The sequence below is a fragment of the Glutamicibacter sp. NPDC087831 genome, assembly GCF_044742845.1.
Lineage (GTDB): Bacteria > Actinomycetota > Actinomycetes > Actinomycetales > Micrococcaceae > Glutamicibacter.
On the sequence record NZ_JBIUVH010000007.1, the window covers coordinates 32,938 to 50,467 of the forward strand.

13 protein-coding genes are annotated in these 17,530 nt (G+C 63.3%); 5 read left to right on the forward strand and 8 right to left on the reverse strand.

Features of this window, described 5'->3' with window-relative positions; translation table 11 throughout:
• The first annotated feature begins 204 nt into the window (after positions 1-204).
• Positions 205-3,723: a proline dehydrogenase family protein gene (locus ACIOJF_RS17175; protein ID WP_402741968.1), complete on the forward strand. Its 3,519-nt coding sequence runs from the start codon at positions 205-207 to the stop codon at positions 3,721-3,723.
• A 73-nt stretch (positions 3,724-3,796) separates the two neighbouring features.
• Here the strand turns inward: ACIOJF_RS17175 and ACIOJF_RS17180 are convergent, their stop codons facing one another.
• The 5 genes from ACIOJF_RS17180 to ACIOJF_RS17200 form a co-directional block, all read right to left on the reverse strand.
• Positions 3,797-4,396 carry a hypothetical protein gene (locus ACIOJF_RS17180; RefSeq protein WP_146112339.1) on the reverse strand — a complete coding sequence of 200 codons (600 nt, stop codon included), beginning with the start codon at positions 4,394-4,396 and terminating at the stop codon, positions 3,797-3,799.
• 59 nt (positions 4,397-4,455) lie between these two features.
• On the reverse strand, positions 4,456-5,628 hold the full coding sequence (locus ACIOJF_RS17185; RefSeq protein WP_105658873.1) for an ABC transporter permease: 1,173 nt from the start codon (positions 5,626-5,628) through the stop codon (positions 4,456-4,458).
• On the reverse strand, positions 5,625-6,506 hold the full coding sequence (locus ACIOJF_RS17190; protein ID WP_105658872.1) for an ABC transporter ATP-binding protein: 882 nt from the start codon (positions 6,504-6,506) through the stop codon (positions 5,625-5,627). The genes ACIOJF_RS17185 and ACIOJF_RS17190 overlap by 4 nt, the downstream gene beginning before the upstream one ends.
• A gap of 79 nt (positions 6,507-6,585) precedes the next feature.
• Positions 6,586-7,251, reverse strand: coding sequence for a response regulator transcription factor (locus ACIOJF_RS17195; RefSeq protein ID WP_105658871.1), 666 nt, complete (start codon positions 7,249-7,251; stop codon positions 6,586-6,588).
• Positions 7,248-8,618 carry a sensor histidine kinase gene (locus ACIOJF_RS17200; RefSeq protein ID WP_402741969.1) on the reverse strand — a complete coding sequence of 457 codons (1,371 nt, stop codon included), beginning with the start codon at positions 8,616-8,618 and terminating at the stop codon, positions 7,248-7,250. The genes ACIOJF_RS17195 and ACIOJF_RS17200 overlap by 4 nt, the downstream gene beginning before the upstream one ends.
• 149 nt (positions 8,619-8,767) lie before the next feature.
• Between ACIOJF_RS17200 and ACIOJF_RS17205 the strand changes: the two genes are divergently transcribed.
• Complete coding sequence (locus tag ACIOJF_RS17205; protein WP_105658869.1) at positions 8,768-9,319, forward strand: thioesterase family protein; 552 nt, start codon at positions 8,768-8,770, stop codon at positions 9,317-9,319.
• Positions 9,320-9,363: 44 nt separating this feature from the next.
• On the opposite strand, the gene ACIOJF_RS17210 is transcribed toward ACIOJF_RS17205, so the two are convergent.
• Both ACIOJF_RS17210 and ACIOJF_RS17215 read right to left on the reverse strand, forming a co-directional pair.
• The gene (locus tag ACIOJF_RS17210; RefSeq protein WP_105658868.1) at positions 9,364-9,990 is read right to left on the reverse strand and encodes a phosphoribosylanthranilate isomerase; all 627 of its coding nucleotides are present in this window, start codon (positions 9,988-9,990) and stop codon (positions 9,364-9,366) included.
• Positions 9,987-10,973 (reverse strand): acyl-CoA thioesterase, encoded by a 987-nt coding sequence (locus ACIOJF_RS17215; RefSeq protein WP_359192568.1) that lies wholly within the window; start codon positions 10,971-10,973, stop codon positions 9,987-9,989. Before ACIOJF_RS17215 ends, ACIOJF_RS17210 begins: the two co-directional genes overlap by 4 nt.
• Positions 10,974-11,091: 118 nt before the next feature.
• On the opposite strand from ACIOJF_RS17215, the gene ACIOJF_RS17220 reads away from it, so the two are divergent.
• Genes ACIOJF_RS17220 through ACIOJF_RS17230 form a run of 3 tightly spaced genes read left to right on the forward strand, consistent with a single transcriptional unit; the run spans position 11,092 to position 16,418 of the window.
• Positions 11,092-12,831: an ABC transporter ATP-binding protein/permease gene (locus tag ACIOJF_RS17220; RefSeq protein ID WP_402741970.1), complete on the forward strand. Its 1,740-nt coding sequence runs from the start codon at positions 11,092-11,094 to the stop codon at positions 12,829-12,831.
• A complete protein-coding gene (locus tag ACIOJF_RS17225) occupies positions 12,831-14,591 on the forward strand; it encodes an amino acid ABC transporter ATP-binding/permease protein (RefSeq protein WP_105658865.1) in 1,761 nt (586 codons plus the stop codon). Before ACIOJF_RS17220 ends, ACIOJF_RS17225 begins: the two co-directional genes overlap by 1 nt.
• A 60-nt stretch (positions 14,592-14,651) precedes the next feature.
• On the forward strand, positions 14,652-16,418 hold the full coding sequence (locus ACIOJF_RS17230; protein ID WP_105658864.1) for an FMN-binding glutamate synthase family protein: 1,767 nt from the start codon (positions 14,652-14,654) through the stop codon (positions 16,416-16,418).
• Here the strand turns inward: ACIOJF_RS17230 and ACIOJF_RS17235 are convergent.
• Entirely contained in the window at positions 16,415-17,479 is a 1,065-nt protein-coding gene (locus tag ACIOJF_RS17235; RefSeq protein WP_105658863.1) for an enoyl-CoA hydratase/isomerase family protein, read from the reverse strand. The two genes, ACIOJF_RS17230 and ACIOJF_RS17235, sit on opposite strands and share 4 nt — an antisense overlap.
• Between the last annotated feature and the right edge of the window lie 51 nt (positions 17,480-17,530).

The window sequence follows — 17,530 nt, forward strand, 5'->3', positions numbered from 1 at the left end:
TCTCGGAGTCTAGACACTTCGGCAAAACCGAACGAACATCTTCGGTTTTGTTCACTTTTGCTTAAGACAATATAGGTTCATACTCGATCTTGCACACAGCTTTTCTTGGCGGTTCTCTGGCAACAGCAGACCACCGGATTAGCCATAACGACATCAGCGTTCGGTGCCGAACCACAAGTACGAATTGCATCGAAGGGACCACCAGTGTCTTTCACCTCCACCCAGCACGTAGTGCCAGCCGCACTAGATGCCGACGGCAACCCGCTCACCTCGCCGGCCGAACTCGCTGACGACGTCATCAAGCTGGTGCGCCGCTGGCTCACCGAAGCTTCCGAATACCCTGTAGATGCTGCCGCTGCCCGCCTGGCCGGTGTGCTCAAGGACCCCAAGGGCCTGGACTTCACCGTAGGCTTCGTCGATGGCGTGATCCGCCCCGAAGACCTGAAGGTCGCAGCCGCCAACCTCAAGCAGCTGGCTCCCATGGTGCCAGGCTTCCTGCCCTGGTACATGCGCAAGGCCGTCGCAGTAGGCGGCGCCATGGCCCCAGTCGTGCCGCAGGTAGTAGTTCCGATCGCCCGCAAGGTCTTGCGCGAGATGGTGGGCCACCTGATCATTGACGCCTCGGATGCCAAGCTGGGCGGCGCGATCTCCAAGATCAAGCGCGAGGGTGTGGATCTGAACGTCAACCTGCTCGGCGAAGCCATCCTCGGCGAAGGCGAAGCGGCCCGCCGTCTTGACGGCACCACCAAGCTGCTGGAACGCGATGACGTGGACTACGTGTCGATCAAGGTCTCCTCCACCGTCGCCCCGCATAACCACTGGGCGTTCGATGAAGCCGTGGAGCACATCGTGGATAAGCTGCAGCCGCTGTATAAGCTGGCTGCCAACAGCCCGAAGAAGAAATTCATCAACCTGGACATGGAAGAGTACAAGGACCTGGAGCTGACCATCGCGGTCTTCACCAAGATCCTGTCCAAGCCCGAATTCAAGGACCTGCCCGCCGGCATCGTGCTGCAGGCCTACCTGCCAGATGCCCTGGGCGCGATGATCCAGCTCCAGGAATTCTCCGCGGCCCGCGTGGCCGAAGGCGGCGCACCGATCAAGGTCCGCGTGGTCAAGGGCGCCAACTTGCCAATGGAAACCATGGAAGCTGACATCCACGGCTGGCCGCTGGCCACCTGGCACACCAAGCAGGACTCCGACACCAGCTACAAATCCGTGCTGGAATACGCGCTGCGTCCGGAACACGTGAAGAACATCCGCATCGGCATCGCCGGGCATAACCTCTTTGATGTCGCGCTGGCTTGGCTGCTGGCCAAGTCGCGCAACGCCACCGACGGCATCGAATTCGAAATGCTGCTGGGCATGGCCACCGGCCAGGCCGAAGCGGTGCGCAAGGACGTCGGCTCGCTGCTGCTCTACACCCCGGTGGTGCACCCGCAGGAATTCGACGTGGCCATCGCCTACCTGATCCGCCGCCTCGAAGAGGGCGCCAGCCAGGAAAACTTCATGTCCGCAGTCTTCGAGCTGGCCAAGAACGAGGCCTTGTTCGAACGCGAGAAGAACCGCTTCCTCGCATCCCTGGAAGCCATGTCCAATGTGGTCCCTGCCCCGCATCGCGTGCAGAACCGCCAGGTCCAGGATCCGTCGCTGAGCACCCGCGTGGCCGGTTTCGCCGACGGCTCCACCGAATTCTTCAACACCCCCGATACCGACCCGGACCTGAACCAGAACCGTGCCTGGGGACGCGAGATCCTGGCCAAGATGCAGGAATCGCCGCTGGGCAAGGAACTGGTCAAGAACAACACCCTGAACAGCGCCGGCGAACTCGACGAGTCCATCGCCATGGGCGTGGATGCCGCCGCCGGCTGGCAGCAGCTGGGCTCGGCCCAGCGCGCGCAGATCCTGCACCGTGCCGGCCTGCTCTTCGAGGAGCGCCGCGCCACCTTGCTCGAGGTCCTGGGCTCCGAATGCGGCAAGACCATTGACCAGGGCGATGTGGAAATTTCCGAGGCCATCGACTTCGCGCACTACTACGCGGAACTGGGCCGCGAACTGGATGCCGTGGATGGCGCGAAGTTCGTCCCGTCGAAGCTGACCGTGGTCACCCCGCCATGGAACTTCCCGATGGCGATCCCAGCTGGTTCCACCCTCTCGGCGCTGGCCGCCGGTTCCTCGGTGATCATCAAGCCTGCCAGCCAGGCCGCCCGCGTGGGCGCTGTCATGGTGCAGTGCCTGTGGGATGCCGGCGTGCCCAAGGACGTGCTGCAGCTGGTCTTCGTGGGCGATCGCTCCCTGGGCCAGCAGCTGGTCTCCGATGAGCGCGTGGACCGCCTGATCCTCACCGGCGGCTACGAGACCGCGGAACTGTTCCGCTCATTCCGCAAGGACCTGCCGCTGCTGGCCGAGACCTCCGGCAAGAATGCCATCATCGTCACCCCGAACGCCGACCTGGATCTGGCTGCGCGCGACGTCGTGCAGTCGGCCTTCGGCCACGCCGGCCAGAAATGCTCGGCAGCCTCGCTGGTGGTGCTGGTGGGCTCGGTGGCTGAATCCCGCCGCTTCAACAACCAGCTGATCGATGCGGTGAAGTCGCTGAAGGTCGGCTACCCGTGGAACCCCGAATCCCAGATGGGCCCATTGATCGGCGAGCCGGGCGAAAAGCTCAAGCGGGGCCTGACCACCCTGGGAGCCGGCGAGCGTTGGGCCATCGAGCCGAAGCAGCTCGATGACTCGGGCAAGCTCTACTCGCCGGGCGTGCGCTACGATGTGGCCCGCGGCAGCGAGTACCACAAGACCGAATACTTCGGCCCGATCCTCGGCGTGATGACCGCGCAGACCCTGGAAGAAGCGGTAGAGATCGTCAACGAGGTGGACTACGGCCTGACCTCGGGCCTGCATTCGCTGGATTCCGAGGAGATGGGCTACTGGCTGGAGAACATCCAGGCCGGCAACATCTACGCCAACCGCGGCATCACCGGTGCCATCGTGCAGCGACAGCCGTTTGGCGGCTGGAAGAAGTCGGCCATCGGCGCAGGCACCAAGGCCGGCGGCCCGAACTACCTGATCGGCATGGGCTCCTGGGTGGATGCCCCAGCCAAGCAGGGCGCAGCGCTCTCGGCATTCGACGAGCGCCTGCTGAACACCGCAGAACTGGATTCGGAGCAGGCGCAGTGGCTGGGCTCGGCACTGGCCAGCGACAAGCTGTGGTGGAACAACGAATTCAACCAGGCCAAAGACCGCTCGGGTCTGGTCGCCGAACGCAACATCTTCCGGTACCGCGCCGTTGATGTGACCGTGCGCTTCGAAGAAGCCACCAGCGGCCACGGCCTGGCCGAGGCGCTGCGCGTAGTTGCCGCCGGTGTCACCGCTGGTTCCCGCGTGATCTTCTCCGCTGACGTGCAGCTGCCGTTGGGCGTGCGCAACCTGTTGGCCGAGAACTCGGTCACCGTGGTGCGCGAAGACGCTGCTGCTTTCGCCGCCCGTGCTGCAAAGCTGGCTGCGAAGACCGGTCCGGAGTCCGCTGCCCGCATCCGCCTGATCGGCGGCTCGATGAAGGCTGTCGCCGAGGCAGCCAATGGCAAGCCGGATGTGGCCATCTACGCATCGCCGGTGACCGCTGCCGGACGGGTGGAGATGCTTCCGTTCCTGCATGAGCAGGCGGTATCCATCACCGCTCACCGCTTCGGCACCCCGAATCACCTCAGTGATTCGCTGATCTAGCAGGCAAGCGCATAAAGCAGTGGCCAGCATCCATTTATTTGGATGCTGGCCACTGCTTTATGCCGGATGCTCTTTACTTCTTGCGTACCTTGTACTTGGCGACCAGAATATCCGCGGTGGCGGAGAGGATCGCCGGAAGAATGTAGCGCGCCAAGGTCACCAGGGTAAAGGCGAGTACGGATCCGCTGGCCGAACCAGCCACGGACAGGGCCGCAAATCCCAGGCCCACCGCGGAGAGCAGGCCGACGATCCAGCCAGCGAGCTTGCGGGGACGCAGGACGAACCAGCCAACTAGCGAAAGCACCGGCAGGAGCAGGCCCCAGACGGTGAAGTAGCCGGTGTACATTCCTTGCAGATCCAGCGCGGAGACCAGGAACCAATCGCCATATTCCACGGTGTCCAGAACCGGCAGCTTCAGCAAGATGTCCAGGACCAGCGACAGCAGGACCAGCAGCATCGCGAAGACCTTGGTGTCCTTGCGCGCTTCGAGCAACCAGAAGCTGCCGATGGCCACGAGCCTGATCACCCATAACGCGATCAGGGAGAGCAGGCTGCCGCCGGTGACATAGTCGGCGGTGGACAGCAGCGTGGATCCGGTGATGCCGGCGATCAGCACCAGCCAAACAATGATCAGGCGGGCCGGCAGATGCAACAGTGGTTTTTCTTCGCTCACTTAGCCAAGTCTAATGAAACTGGCTGTGCAATCCCTTTTCCTGTTCTTGGCAGGCGGGCTCAGACCTCGAGTTTCAGTGCCTTGCGCAAGGTCAGCGCGCCACCGGTGTGCATCACTGCCCTGCCGTAGATCTTCTCGGCAAACAGCAGCACGAGCCAGCAGGCAGCCAGGAGAATTGCAAGCGAAAGAATCGGCTCCCAGAAAGCTACCTCGCCGGAGAGCAGGCGGCTAGGCATCGCCGCCGAGGAGACGATGGGAATGTACGAAGCGACCACCAGGAAGCTGCCCTTGGCATACAACCCGATAAACAGCACCGCCATCAGGAGGCCCACCACGGGCCCGCTGGATTGCTGCAGATCCTCGGTACGGGTAGCCAAGGAGCCCAACGCTGCCCAGATCCCGGCCAGAAGCAGGAAACCGCCGAAGAAGAACACCACGAACCACCCGGCCACCTGGGTGACAACTCCGAGGAACGGGATCTGGATCGGGGAAATGTAGGCAGCCAGCAAGCCAATGCTGAGGAAGGCCAGGAGCTGGATCATTGCGAGAACGACATTCCCGATGATTTTTCCTGCCAGCAGCTGGCGCAGCCGGATGGTGCTGGCCAGGATCTCGACCACGCGGTTCTGCTTCTCCTCGATGACCGAATTGGCGATGGGCATGCCGAAGAGGAATGCGGCCATGTAGAAGAGGAATGAGAAGACCAGCGCCATGGCACTGGCCATCGCGGCCCGTTCGGAATCGCCATGGAGCTGATCGAGAATGAGGTCCTCGTTATCGGGCAGGCCAGCTGATTCCAGTCCGGCCTCGGCCAGCAGCTGATCGGTCTTCACGGTTTTCATTGCTTCGCGGACCAGAGAACTGAGCTCTTGGTCGACCGCGTTGAAACCGGTCAGTGTGAATTCCTGCGCATCGGCCGAACCGGACAAGGTCGCGTTCAGCCGCTCAGCGGATAGCTGCTGCTCCGCCTGTTCAGGAGCGAGCCTGGAAATGCTCAATTCCACGTCTTCGGGGCGATCCTGGATCACCTGCTCCAGCACCCGGAAACTGGCATCGTCGGTGGCCGCCACGGCGAAATTCGACGTGCGATTGGCGAGGAAACCGGTAAGGGCGACCGATCCGATGATGAATAGCAAGGTCACGATGGTGCTGATGATGAAAGCTTTGTCGCGCAGCTTGGTTTCGACTTCGCGCAAGGCGACAATGAGCCATGGAGCCGTGGTGGTGTTCACTTGATGATCTCCCGGTAGATGTCGGCCAGCGAAGGGCGATGGATTGCGAACTCTGCGACGGGCCCGCGGCTCATGGCGGTGGCGAGCACGCGTTGGGCATCGGATTCGGAGTCGAAATTCACCAATGCGTCATGGCCTGAAATATCGATAACGGTGACCCCCGGTTCATTGCGCAGCCAGCCCGTGTCGGAGCCCAGGGACAACCGGTGCCGGGATGCCTGCGTCGCACGGAGCCCGGCTGCCGATGAATTGGCCAGGATCCTGCCGTCCTGGATGATCACCAGGTGGTCCACCAGCACATCGAGCAGATCCAGCTGATGCGAAGAGAAGAGCACCGGTACGCCACGCGCTGCATAGTCGCGCAGGATGGAGCTCATTGCGTCCACCGCGATCGGGTCAAGTCCGCTGAAAGGTTCGTCGAGGATGAGCACGTCGGGTTCGTGCAGCAGTGCTGCGGTGACTTGAACGCGTTGCTGGTTGCCCAGGGACAGGGATTCGAGTTTCGACTTGGCGCGGTCAGCCAATCCGAAACGGGCCAGCAGTTCCATGGCCCGTTTGCGTGCTCCGGAGCGGGACAGGCCATGGAGCTGTCCGAGGTAGACCAGCTGGTCTATGACCGGCTGCTTGGGATACAGGCCGCGTTCCTCGGGCATGTAGCCGAAGTTGGGGCGGGTGGCTCCATTGAGTGGTTGGCCGTTGAGCGAAACAGAACCGGAATCGGCGCTGAGCAATCCCATGATGATGCGCATGGTGGTGGTCTTGCCGGCACCGTTGGCACCGACGAATCCGGTGAGCGCGCCGCCAGGTACGGTGAAGCTGATGTCATCGAGCACCAAATTCTGTGCAAATGACCGTGACACATGGTTTAGCTCAAGCATGTTTTCCTCTGCCAAGTATTGTTTCTACTCATCAGCTTAGGAAACTAAGCAGCATTTGCGCTCCGTCTGGAGAATGAAACTATTGGATGAGTCCGGCGCGGTGGGCGAATAGCACGCCCTGCACCCGGTCGCGCAGGTGCAGCTTCGCCAACAGGTTCGACAGGTGGGTTTTCACCGTGGCTTCCGACAAGGAGAGCACTGCGGCGATTTCCTGGTTGTTCTTGCCCTGGGCCAGTTCGCAGAGTACCTGGCGTTCGCGTTCGGTGAGTTTTTCCAGCTGCTGGGCCTCGGTAGTTGCCGCTGCCGAATCCGCGGCAGGGACCGCGCCGGTGCCACGCTGGATGAGCTTGAGCGTGACTTCGGGGGAGAGCAGCCCGTGGCCGGCGGCCACCTGGTGCACGGCGGCCACCAGCATTTCAGGCTCTGCATTCTTCAGCAGGAACCCGCTGGCCCCGGCATCCATGGCCTCGAAGAGGTAGTCGTCGCGGTTGAAGGTGGTCAGCACAATGACTTTGGTCTGGGTGGTGCTGGCGATGAGCTTCGTGGCTTCGATGCCGTCCATCTGCGGCATTTGGATATCCATCAGCGCCACCGTGGGGTTCAGCTCGCGAACCATTTCCAGGCCCGCTTGGCCGTTGCCTGCCGTGCCGATGACCTGGATCTGCGGATCGGTTTGCAAGATCAGTTTCAGCGACGAGAGGATCAGCGACTGGTCATCGCAGATCACCACGGTAATTTTGCTCATGTTGCCAGTCTAGTTGCCGCGTCGGAAACCACGCGCAACCGGGCCCGGGTACGCCAGCCGTGCGGAATGCGCGGGCCGATTTCCACTAGCCCATGATGCAGCTTGGCGCGTTCGCGAATGCCACGCAGGCCGTAGCCGCCACCGGCGGAGTCCGGCCGTGGACGGCCGCTGTCGGTGACCTCGACTTCTATCCATGCGCCATCGGCATCGGTTCCCGAACGCAGCGACAAGGTAGCTGTGCGGGCCGTGGAATGCGCACGGACATTGGCCAAGGCTTCGCCGCTGATGCGGTAGAGCGCGAGCGACAGGCCTGCCGGCAGGTCAGAAATGAAGCCGGGCTGGTGTTCATCGCGGGAGATCTGGATGCTCAGTCCCTGGCGTTCATTGGCTGCGATCAGCTCATCGAGCTGCGCCATGGAGGGTTCGGGGTTCCGTGCCCCCTCCGCGGAGCTCGGCGAATCCTCCGGTCCGCCATGTTCGCGCAATACGCCCAGCAGTGCCCGCGTTTCGCTGACTGCACTGCGTGCCGAGGACTCGATGCCGCGCATCAGTTCGATGGACTGCTGGGGATCGCGCTCATGCACCATGCGGGCGGCCGAAGCCTGGATTCCCACCGAGGCGATGTGGTGGGCAATGACATCGTGCAGCTCGCGGGCGATGCGCAGCCGTTCCTCGTTGACCGCACGGTCTGCCAGCTGCTGGGACTGGTCGGCAATGCGCTGGGCCTGGGTTTCCACTATTTGGCTGGCGTAGGCATTGGTCCAGCTGACCATGCCCAGGAAGATCGCGCCGCCGAAGTACAGCAGGTTCATCAGCAGGTTGTAGAAGATGAAGGCCGTTGACGTCGGCAGCACGCCTGCTGGATCCTCGACCATGGAAGTTCCGGTGGCCGTGAGCAAGTCGGAGGTGAAGAAGGTGACGATCACCCAGGTGGCCATGAACAGCAGCACCACGCTCATCGCTATCCACAGTCCCCGGCGGTTCTTCGACCACGTGACCGCGGTGTAGATGCCGATGAAATAGGCCAGCTGCGCGCAGAGCTCCATGCCGACTTGGTAGGTATTTTCGCTTCCGGCGCCCACGAAGGCAGCCGAACCGATGAGCATCATGGTGATGGGCCAGCGCCGGCGGAACATCAGCGGCACGATCAGGGACACAAGCACGAGATAGGCGAGAAGAGGATCGGGCGCGTTCTCTTGCTCGGTCAGGGAGAGCAGCAGTTCGTGCATGGCCAGCGCCAGCAGGAGGAAGCCCGAAGCGACGATAATGTCGCGGCGCAAGCTCTTCTTATCCGGAGACGGACGTTCCCAATCCACCGGAGGCAGCGTCGGGAGCCTCCGGTGTACTAGCTCGGGGAGTCGGTACATGGTGTTCCTTGATCATCTCGTTGGCCAGGCATTGGAAACGACTTTACCGGTCTGCGGTTTTCCGGGCATGAGCCTGGAGGCTTACCCCTGGCGTTGACCCGGGAGGAAATGCGCTAGGCAGAAAGGTTACTAGGCAGTAATGTGATGGTATGCACATGATTTTCCGAATCCTCATGGTTTACCTGAACAGCAAGAAGGCTTCCAAGCTGTCGATGTTCGACACCAGCTCAGTGGGCATGCGTGCCACGCTGACCGATATCGACTTTGCCGGCCACATCAACAACGGCATGTACTTCTCGATCTTCGATCTCGGACGCTTCGACTTGATGTTCCGTTCCGGTGTCTGGGACATCATGTCCAGGAATAAATGGGTTCCGGTCGTGCAGACCGAGACCATCACCTTCCGCAAGTCGGTGCGCCTGGGAACCAAGTTCTCCCAGGAAACCCGGCTGATCGGCATGGACGACAAGTGCATCTTCTTCGAACAGCGCATCGTCGTGAAGGGCGAAATCTACGCTCGCGCCTATGTCGCCACCCGGATGACCTCGAAAAAGGGTGCGGTTTCCAACGAGGAAATCCTGGCAGCAGTCGGCTTGGAACTGCCAGCAGACATGGTGCTGCCCGAGTGGCTGCACCAGTGGCGCCAGGACGGAGCGCTGCCCAGCACCCGCAAGCCGGCCCCGCACAATTGGATCCGCTGAATCAATTCACTCGCGCAATTCCTGCTGGACCGTGCCGGGGGGACTCAATGTGCGGGATTCGGCGAAGCCTTGGCCGCATCAATGAACATGGCGATCATTTCGGGATCCTTGACTCCGCGCGATGATTCGACGCCGGAGGAGACATCGGCGCCGAAAGCGCTGGACGCAGCCAAGGCATCAGCGACATTCTGCGGGGACAGTCCGCCGGCCACCAGCCAGCGCCGACCAGCGGCCAGATCCTTCACTGCCGCATAATCCCAGCTTTCGCCGCTGCCGGGGACCGAGGCGTCAATGAGCAGCAGATCTTCGCCCCAATCGGCAAACTGCTCCTCCGGGTCATCGCGCCGCACCGCGCGGATGACCTTGAACCCGGCCTCATGGGCGGTGCTCACATCCTTTGCCGTGCGCTGCCCGTGCAGCTGCACCCAACTCACGCCGGCTTGCGCCGCAAGCTGAAGCACCGTCTGGATCTCTTCGCCGCGGAATACCGCCACGGTGGCAATGCCTGCGGGAACCGCCTTCACCAATGCGGCGGCGCGCTGCGCGGAAATTTCCCGGGCACTGGGCGTGAGCACGAACCCGATGGCATCAGCACCATGGGCCGCAGCGGTTTGCACGTCCTGGGCCGTGGACAAGCCGCACACTTTGACGAAGGGCTTTGCTGCACTCACTTCGCGTTCTCCTTGGCCATATGGATTGGGGTGTAACCGCCAGGCGCGTTGGCGCGGATGGCCAACAAGTCGCGGGCGTGATTCCACAGCCGCTTGTCCTCCCCGGTGACGGGCACCCAGGGCTTGACCGGAACAGCGGTGCCGGTTTCATCGCGGGTCACCATCACGGTCAGGCAGTAGGTCGTCAGCTGCATTTCCCGGGTCTTCGGATCGCCAGAGCGCACATGCACCGCAACGTGCATCCCCTTGTTCCCGGTGTAGACCAGTCGGGCCTCGACCTCCACCAGGTGGCCGATCAGCAGCGGGCGGTAGAAACGCACGCCGCCGGAGAACACCGCAACGGTTTCCTGCTGGCAGTAGCGGGCCGCGCACAGCTCAGCGGCATCGTCAATCCACTTCATCACGATGCCGCCGTGGACCTTGCCGCCCCAGTTCACATCGGTGGGCGCCGCCAGGAAGCGCAGCGTCACGCGTTCGGCGGTTCCCTCATCGGTGTATACCTGATCGTTCATGGACGCGACGATCTGCTCGCGGATCTCAATGCGCGCCAGCGCATTCTCGCGCATTGCGATTTCCCGGGCCGTACCCGGAGTGAACGCCGGAACCGGGGTTGGCTTCCCATTCTCGCCGACGGCTACGAAGATCACCAGGCAGCTGCTGGACTTCACCGGCCGCAATTCGCGCGGATCGCTGAAGGACACCTCGGTATGGATGTGCATGGAGCTGGTTCCGGTGTACACCACCGAAGCGGTCACTTCCACCAGATCTCCGGAGTGGATCGGGTCGGCGAAGTGGATATTGCCTACATAGGCGGTGACGCAATAGCTGGAGGACCATCCCACCGCCGCAGCGTAGGCGGCCTTGTCGACCCATTCCAGAACGGTGCCCGCAGGAACAATCCCGGTGACATCGACGTCGGTCGGTGCCGCGAGGAATCGCAAGGTGACAGAATGCGGACGTTGTTTCAGCTCCGGGGTGCTCATGCACTCCAGTTTCGCGCACATCGCGCATCACGGGCAATGTATGACGCTTCACGGCCCAGCCTTGCCGGCAAGCCCCACGGCGCGGAATTGCCGGTGGGCTCTGCCCTAGGATAGGAGGGTGCGTAGGGTCTTTGGAATATTTTCGGCTGCAACAGCCATCGTGGTGGCACTGAGCCTCAGTGCCGCGGCCGGAACCGCCGGCTTGGTGATCGTCGTGGGCCAAGGCCTGGATGAACTCATGGCCCATCGCCCGCTGGGCACCCAATGGTATGCCAGCGCCTTCGGCGAACTGCTGATCATGGCGGTTGCCACCTTCTTGATCCCGGTCGTGATCTCGCGCAACAGCCTCGACCTGACCGAGTACCACCGCATGAAGCTGCTCAAGCACTATCTGTCCATCGGCCCGCTGGCGGTGCGCGCCTCTGGCGATGGGGAGCTGCTGCATGCGGCGATGGACTCGGTGGAGCGGTCCGTGAAATACCGTTCCAGCTTCATCGGCCCGGCAATCTCCGCGGTAGCCACCCCGGTATTGATCCTGTGCTTCATCGCCTTTGCCATCGACCCGCTCAGCGCACTGGTACTGCTGGTTCCCACCGCGCTGGTCCCGGTCATCGTCCTGGGCTTCCAGCGACGCTTCGGCTCCTCGAACGGCGAGTACCGCCGAGCCCAGGGCATCCTCTCGGCGACCTTCCTGGACGCACTGCGCTCGCTGGGCATGCTCAAGCTCAACGGCGCCAGCCGGTGGATGGGATCGCGCATCGAGCAGGCCACCGAACGCGTACGCCAGCAAGTGATGAAGCTGCTGGCCCGCAACCAGCTGATCCTGCTGGTCATCGATTCCAGCTTCGCCGTGCTGCTGCTCGCCAGTGCCGCCCTGCTGGCCTGGTGGCGCGCCAGTTCCGGGGCCATCACCCCGGGTTCTGCCCTGTCACTGGTGATCCTGAGCTTCCTGATGCTCGCCCCGGTCAACTACGTCGGCAGCTTCTTCTACATCGGGATGACCGGCAAGGCCGCCGAGAAGAAACTGGCCGAAGTCGCCGACATCCCCATGCACCGTTCCATGGCCAATCCGCTGCACGTGGACCTGCGCCACCGCGATCTGATCCTGGAAGAAGTCAGCGCCAGCTACGATAGTGGGCACCACGCGCTGGACAAAATTTCCTGGCATTTCCCGGCCGGTTCGCGTACTGCCATCATCGGCCCCTCGGGCAGCGGCAAGACGACGCTGCTGCGCGTGCTCCAGGGCCAGCTCGAAGCTTCCTCCGGCACCATCCGCGATGCCCGGCAAGCCATGGGCCCGGCAACCTTGAAGGCCAATACCGCCGTAGTGGAACAGCACGCCACGCTCTTCGGCATGAGCCTGCGCGAAAACCTCCTGCTCGGTGCGCCCCGGGCTGCCGTCGGCGAACTGCTCCTGGCGCTGCGCCAGGTCGGCATGGGAGCGTGGTTCGAGGCGCAACCCGGGGGATTGGCGCAACGCCTGGGCGAGTCAGGGGCACGGCTTTCTGGCGGCCAGGCCCAGCGCCTGTCGCTGGCCCGCGCCCTGCTGGCACAGCGTCCCGTGCTGCTGCTCGATGAGCCCACCAGCGCCTTGGACGTCCAGACCGAAGCGGACGTGCTGGGGACCCTGCGCTCCTTGGACCGCAGCACCACGGTCATCACCGTCACCCACCGGCTGGGGTTGCTGGCCGACTACGACTATGTTCTGGTCATGGACCACGGACAGCTCATCCAGGCCGGACGCCGTGACGAGCTGCTGGCCGCTGACGGCTATCTCAAGGAAGCCATGGACGGTTTCCGCCAACGCGCTGATGCGCTGCATGCCAGTGGCCGGAGCCAGCTGGGGGAGGGGAACTAATGCGCACGCAGAAAATCTCCACTATCAAAACCGTCGCCTGGCTGATTGGCAGCACCAAGGACCTGCTCCCGCCGCTGCTGCTGGCCTGCGTGCTGGCCTGCGCCACTCGCCTGGCTTCGCTGGGGATCTACGCCGTGGCCGGGTTCGGCCTGGCCAAGGCCCTGCACCTGGGCGGTGCGCAGCTGCCTATGGACCTTGGCTGGGGACCGCTGATCGCTGTGGTCATCCTGCTGGGGCTGGTCAAGGGCGCGGTGCGCTACCTGGAGCAGTATGTAGGGCACCGGGTGGCCTTCCTGTCCCTGGCGCGGCTGCGCAACCGCATGTACCAGGCATTTGAACGCCAAGCGCCCTTCGCCGCGGACAGCAAGAATTCCGGCGGCATGCTCGCCAAGGCCACCAGCGACATCGACAAGGTCGAAGTGTTCTTCGCCCACACCCTGCCCCCGGCCGTGGCGGCAGTGGCAGTCAGCGGCCTGGCAACCTGGGGAGCCTGGGCGGTATTCGGCATGCAACCGGCCCTCGTGCTGCTCGCCGGCTATGTGCTGATCGGGCTGGCCATCCCGGCCATTGGCGTCGGCGCCCTGCGCCGTAGCGCGCGGGCCACCGCCAGTGCTCGCGGCACCCAGAACCAGTTGCTGGCCGACACGCTTGCCGGCATCGACGTGATTCACGGATTCAATGCCGGCAAACCCGTCATGGCGCGGATGCGCGAAAGCCTGCACGAAAGCCGGCAAGCGGCGCGATCGGCCGGAACCCTGGGCGCGGTACGGGCCACGCTGACCCAGCTGGTGGTCTGGGGCAGCCTGCTCGCGCTCTTTGTCCTGCTGGGAACCGCCGGGCAGTTCGGCACGCTGATCGTGCTGTGCTGTGCCCTGGTCCCTTCCTATGAAGCGGTGCGCGCGGTAGACGGGTTCATCCTGGGCCTGCAGGATTCGCTGGCCAGCGCTCGCCGGCTGTACGCCACCGCGATAACCAGCCATCCGGTTTCCGAACCCGCCAACCCGGTTCCCCTTCCTGCTTCCGGCACCTTGCGCGTGGCGGATCTGTCGGTTGCCTTCGAGCGCCATCGGGTAGTTCGCGGCGTGGATTTCGAGCTGGAACCAGGCTCCCTGCTCGCATTGGTGGGCGAAAGCGGCTCCGGCAAATCGTCGGTCGCGGCAGCCCTGGTGCGCTCGGTGGAAGCTGCCGGCACCGCCAGCTTCGGCGATGTGCCGCTGGAGGCCGCCAGCTTGGCGCAGCTGCGCACCCGGATCATCCTGGTCTCACAAGAGGCGGTGATGATCCGTGGAACGCTGCGCGAGAATCTCTTGCTGGGTGCGGAAGGGATCAGCGACGCCGAGATGGAGCAGGTCCTCGACGAGCTGGGCATGGGCCCCTGGCTGCGCCAGCAGAAGGCCGGATTGCAGACCCGGTTGGGGGATCGCTTTGCCCGGCTTTCCGGTGGCCAGCGCCAACGCGTGGCCCTGGCCCGGACGCTGCTGCGCAACCCCGCGGTATTGATCCTCGATGAATCCACTAGCGCCCTGGATGCACGCAGCGAACAGCTGGTCCTGGAAGCAGTGGAACGCCGCCGCGGTGAAGGGATGGCGGTGCTGATGATCAGCCACCGGCTATCGATCCTGGCCCGGGCGCAGAACGTGCTGGTGCTCCATGAAGGAGTGGTGCTGGAACGCGGTGCGGCGCCAGCGCTATTGGCCGATGGGCAATCCTTGTTCTCCCGCATGGCCGTGCGCGAAGCGGACCGGATTTTGCCAAGCTGATCCACGCCCCGCCCAATGGATGGAACTGACAAGTCAGCGGGGAGGTACTAGGCTCGCATCATGATGCGAATAGTGGTTCTCCTGTTCCTGGCTGTCCTATTCACTGGCTTCGTGGTGACCGCAATCCTTGCCGGCACCTCCGGGGAATGGGTGTGGTGGATCCTCGTCGTGCTCACCGGTTTGCTGGTGCTTCTGGGCATCAGGGACCTGCTGCAAAAGAAGCATGCGATCCTGCGCAATTTCCCGATTGTCGGGCACGCCCGCTACCTCTTCGAATTCATCCGCCCCGAGATCCAGCAGTATTTCATTGAGCGCAATACCGATGGCCGTCCTTTCAACCGCGACACCCGCTCGCTGATCTACGCGCGGGCCAAGGGCGCCGATAGCCATAAGGCTTTCGGCACGGAGCTGAATGTCAATGAAGTCGGCCACGAATACCTGCTGCATTCGGCAGCTCCGGTAGCCCCGGTGGCATCGCAGCACCGCGTACGGGTGGGGTCCAGCCAGTGCTCGCAGCCCTATGAGATTTCGCTGATGAATATCTCCTCGATGAGCTTCGGCTCGCTTTCTGCCAACGCGGTGCTGGCGATGAACAAGGGCGCCGCGATGGGAGAATTCGTCCATGAAACCGGTGAGGGCGGGCTGACCAAGTACCACCTGGAATACGGGGCCGACTTGTTCTGGGAAATCGGTTCAGGCTACTTCGGCTGCCGTACCGAGCAGGGCCGCTTCAACCCCGAAACCTTCGCTGCCAAGGCGAACCATGAAAGAGTCAAGGGCATCACCATCAAGCTCTCCCAGGGCGCCAAGCCCGGGCTCGGCGGCGTGCTGCCGGCTGCCAAGGTCACCGCGGAAATCTCCGAGGCCCGCGATGTCCCGATGGGCGTGGACTGCATTTCACCGGCCAGCCACGCAGAATTCTCCACCCCGCGCGAATTGATGCACTTCGTAGCGAAGCTTCGCGACCTCTCCGGTGGCAAGCCAGTGGGCATCAAGTTCTGCGTTGGTTCCCGCACCGACGTCATGGCCCTGTGCAAGGGCATGCTGGAAACCGGCATCCTGGTGGACTTCATCACCATTGATGGCGCTGAAGGCGGCACCGGAGCTGCGCCGCTGGAATACGAGGACCATGTTGGCGCCCCGCTGACCGAAGGCTTGATGCTGGTGCACAACACCTTGGTGGGTGCCGGACTGCGCGACGAAATCCGCCTCGCCGCGGCAGGCAAGGTCGCCAACGGCTCCGACATCATCAAGCGGCTGATCCAGGGAGCGGATTTCACCTTCTCGGCGCGTTCCATGATGATGGCCACCGGCTGCATCCAGGCCCAGCAGTGCCACACCAACCACTGCCCCGTAGGCGTAGCCACGCAGAACAAGCGCCTGATGCGTGCCCTGGATGTGGAGGACAAGGGCCACCGCGTCTACAACTACCATCGCTTGACCGTCACCGAATGCGCGCAGATCATGGCATCGATGGGACTGACCAGCCCGGAGCAGCTGAACACCCGGATGCTGCGCCGCCGGGTGAACCTGCAGTCCACTCGCTCCTACGCTTCGCTGTTCCAGTGGTTGCGTCCCGGCGAACTGCTCGAGGATATTCCAGGTTCCTGGATGGAAGACTGGGATGAAGCAGACGCGGACCACTTCGGCGAGCATGCACCGCTGGCCTACACCGCGCCCAAGAGCGTGGATATCACCCCATCGGTGGTTCGCGAACCAGCCGATGCAGTGAACGCACCGCGCATCGAGCCCAGGGATTCAGCCAAGGTGCGCCCGGTGCATGCAGATGTCACCCGGCCAGAAGGCAAGCCGGGAGCTGACAGCTAGCCTTCCGAATCAGCAGCCAGAGACCGCAACGCCTCGTGGTCCACTTCCTCCAGCGAAGCCGGAATCCACGTGGGGTTGCGGTCTTTGTCGATGACCTGGGCACGGATGCCCTCGGCAAGATCGGCACGGTGCATCAGGTAGCGAGCCAGGCGCAGTTCGCGGTCCAAGGCCGAACGCAGGTCCTCCTCCTCACGTGCAGCCCGCACGTTGTAGAACGCGCTGGCCACGCTGGTCGGGGAATTCGCTGCCAGCATCTGCGCGGCACGCTGCGCCGAAGGATGGACCATCTGCTCCAAGCGTGCCAAGACTTCCTGCGGGGTGGCGGCACTGAAAGCATGATCGATCCAGCCGCGGTCCAGTTCCAAGGCGAAGGACTCGGGCGCACCGTGCATGACCTCGATAGCAGCCGCGATCTCTCCGGCATTCAGCCCCGCGAACTCATCGAGCTCATCGAGGATGTTCTGGGCGAAGTCCTCGGTGACAACGGCATCGGCAAAACCGAGAAGTACGGCATCGGCACCGGTGAAGGACTGCGCACTCATTGCAAAGAACTCGCCGAAGTGGCCCGGCGCGCTGGCCAGCAGGTGGCTGCCTCCCACATCCGGGGTGTAGCCGATCTTCGCTTCGGGCATTCCCATGGTGGCGTTCGCGGTCACCAGGCGCACCGGTGCGTGCGAGGCCAGGCCGATGCCCCCACCCATGGTGATGCCATGGGCCAAGCTGATCAGGGGCTTGGGATAGGTGGAGATCAGGTAATCCAGTTCGAATTCTCTCGCGAGCAGATCGACGAAGTCCTGATGGCGTCCGGTGGTGACTGCTGCGTGGAAATCGGCGATATCTCCTCCGGCACAGAAGGCGCGTTCGCCGCGGCCGGTGAGCAGCACCAGCGAAATCGACGGGTCCACGGCCCACGCACGCAGCACCCGGCCCAGCTCAATGAGCATCTCCAGGGTCAACGCATTGAGCTTGCTGGCACGGTTCAGCTCGATGTGGCCGATTGGTCCATGCACGGCCGAGATGACTACGCCATCGCTGGAAGATGCAGGGGTCTGGTTCTCCACCGGGACATTCCTCTTTCTTGGGACGGATGCAGGCACCAGTGGCGCCGCGGC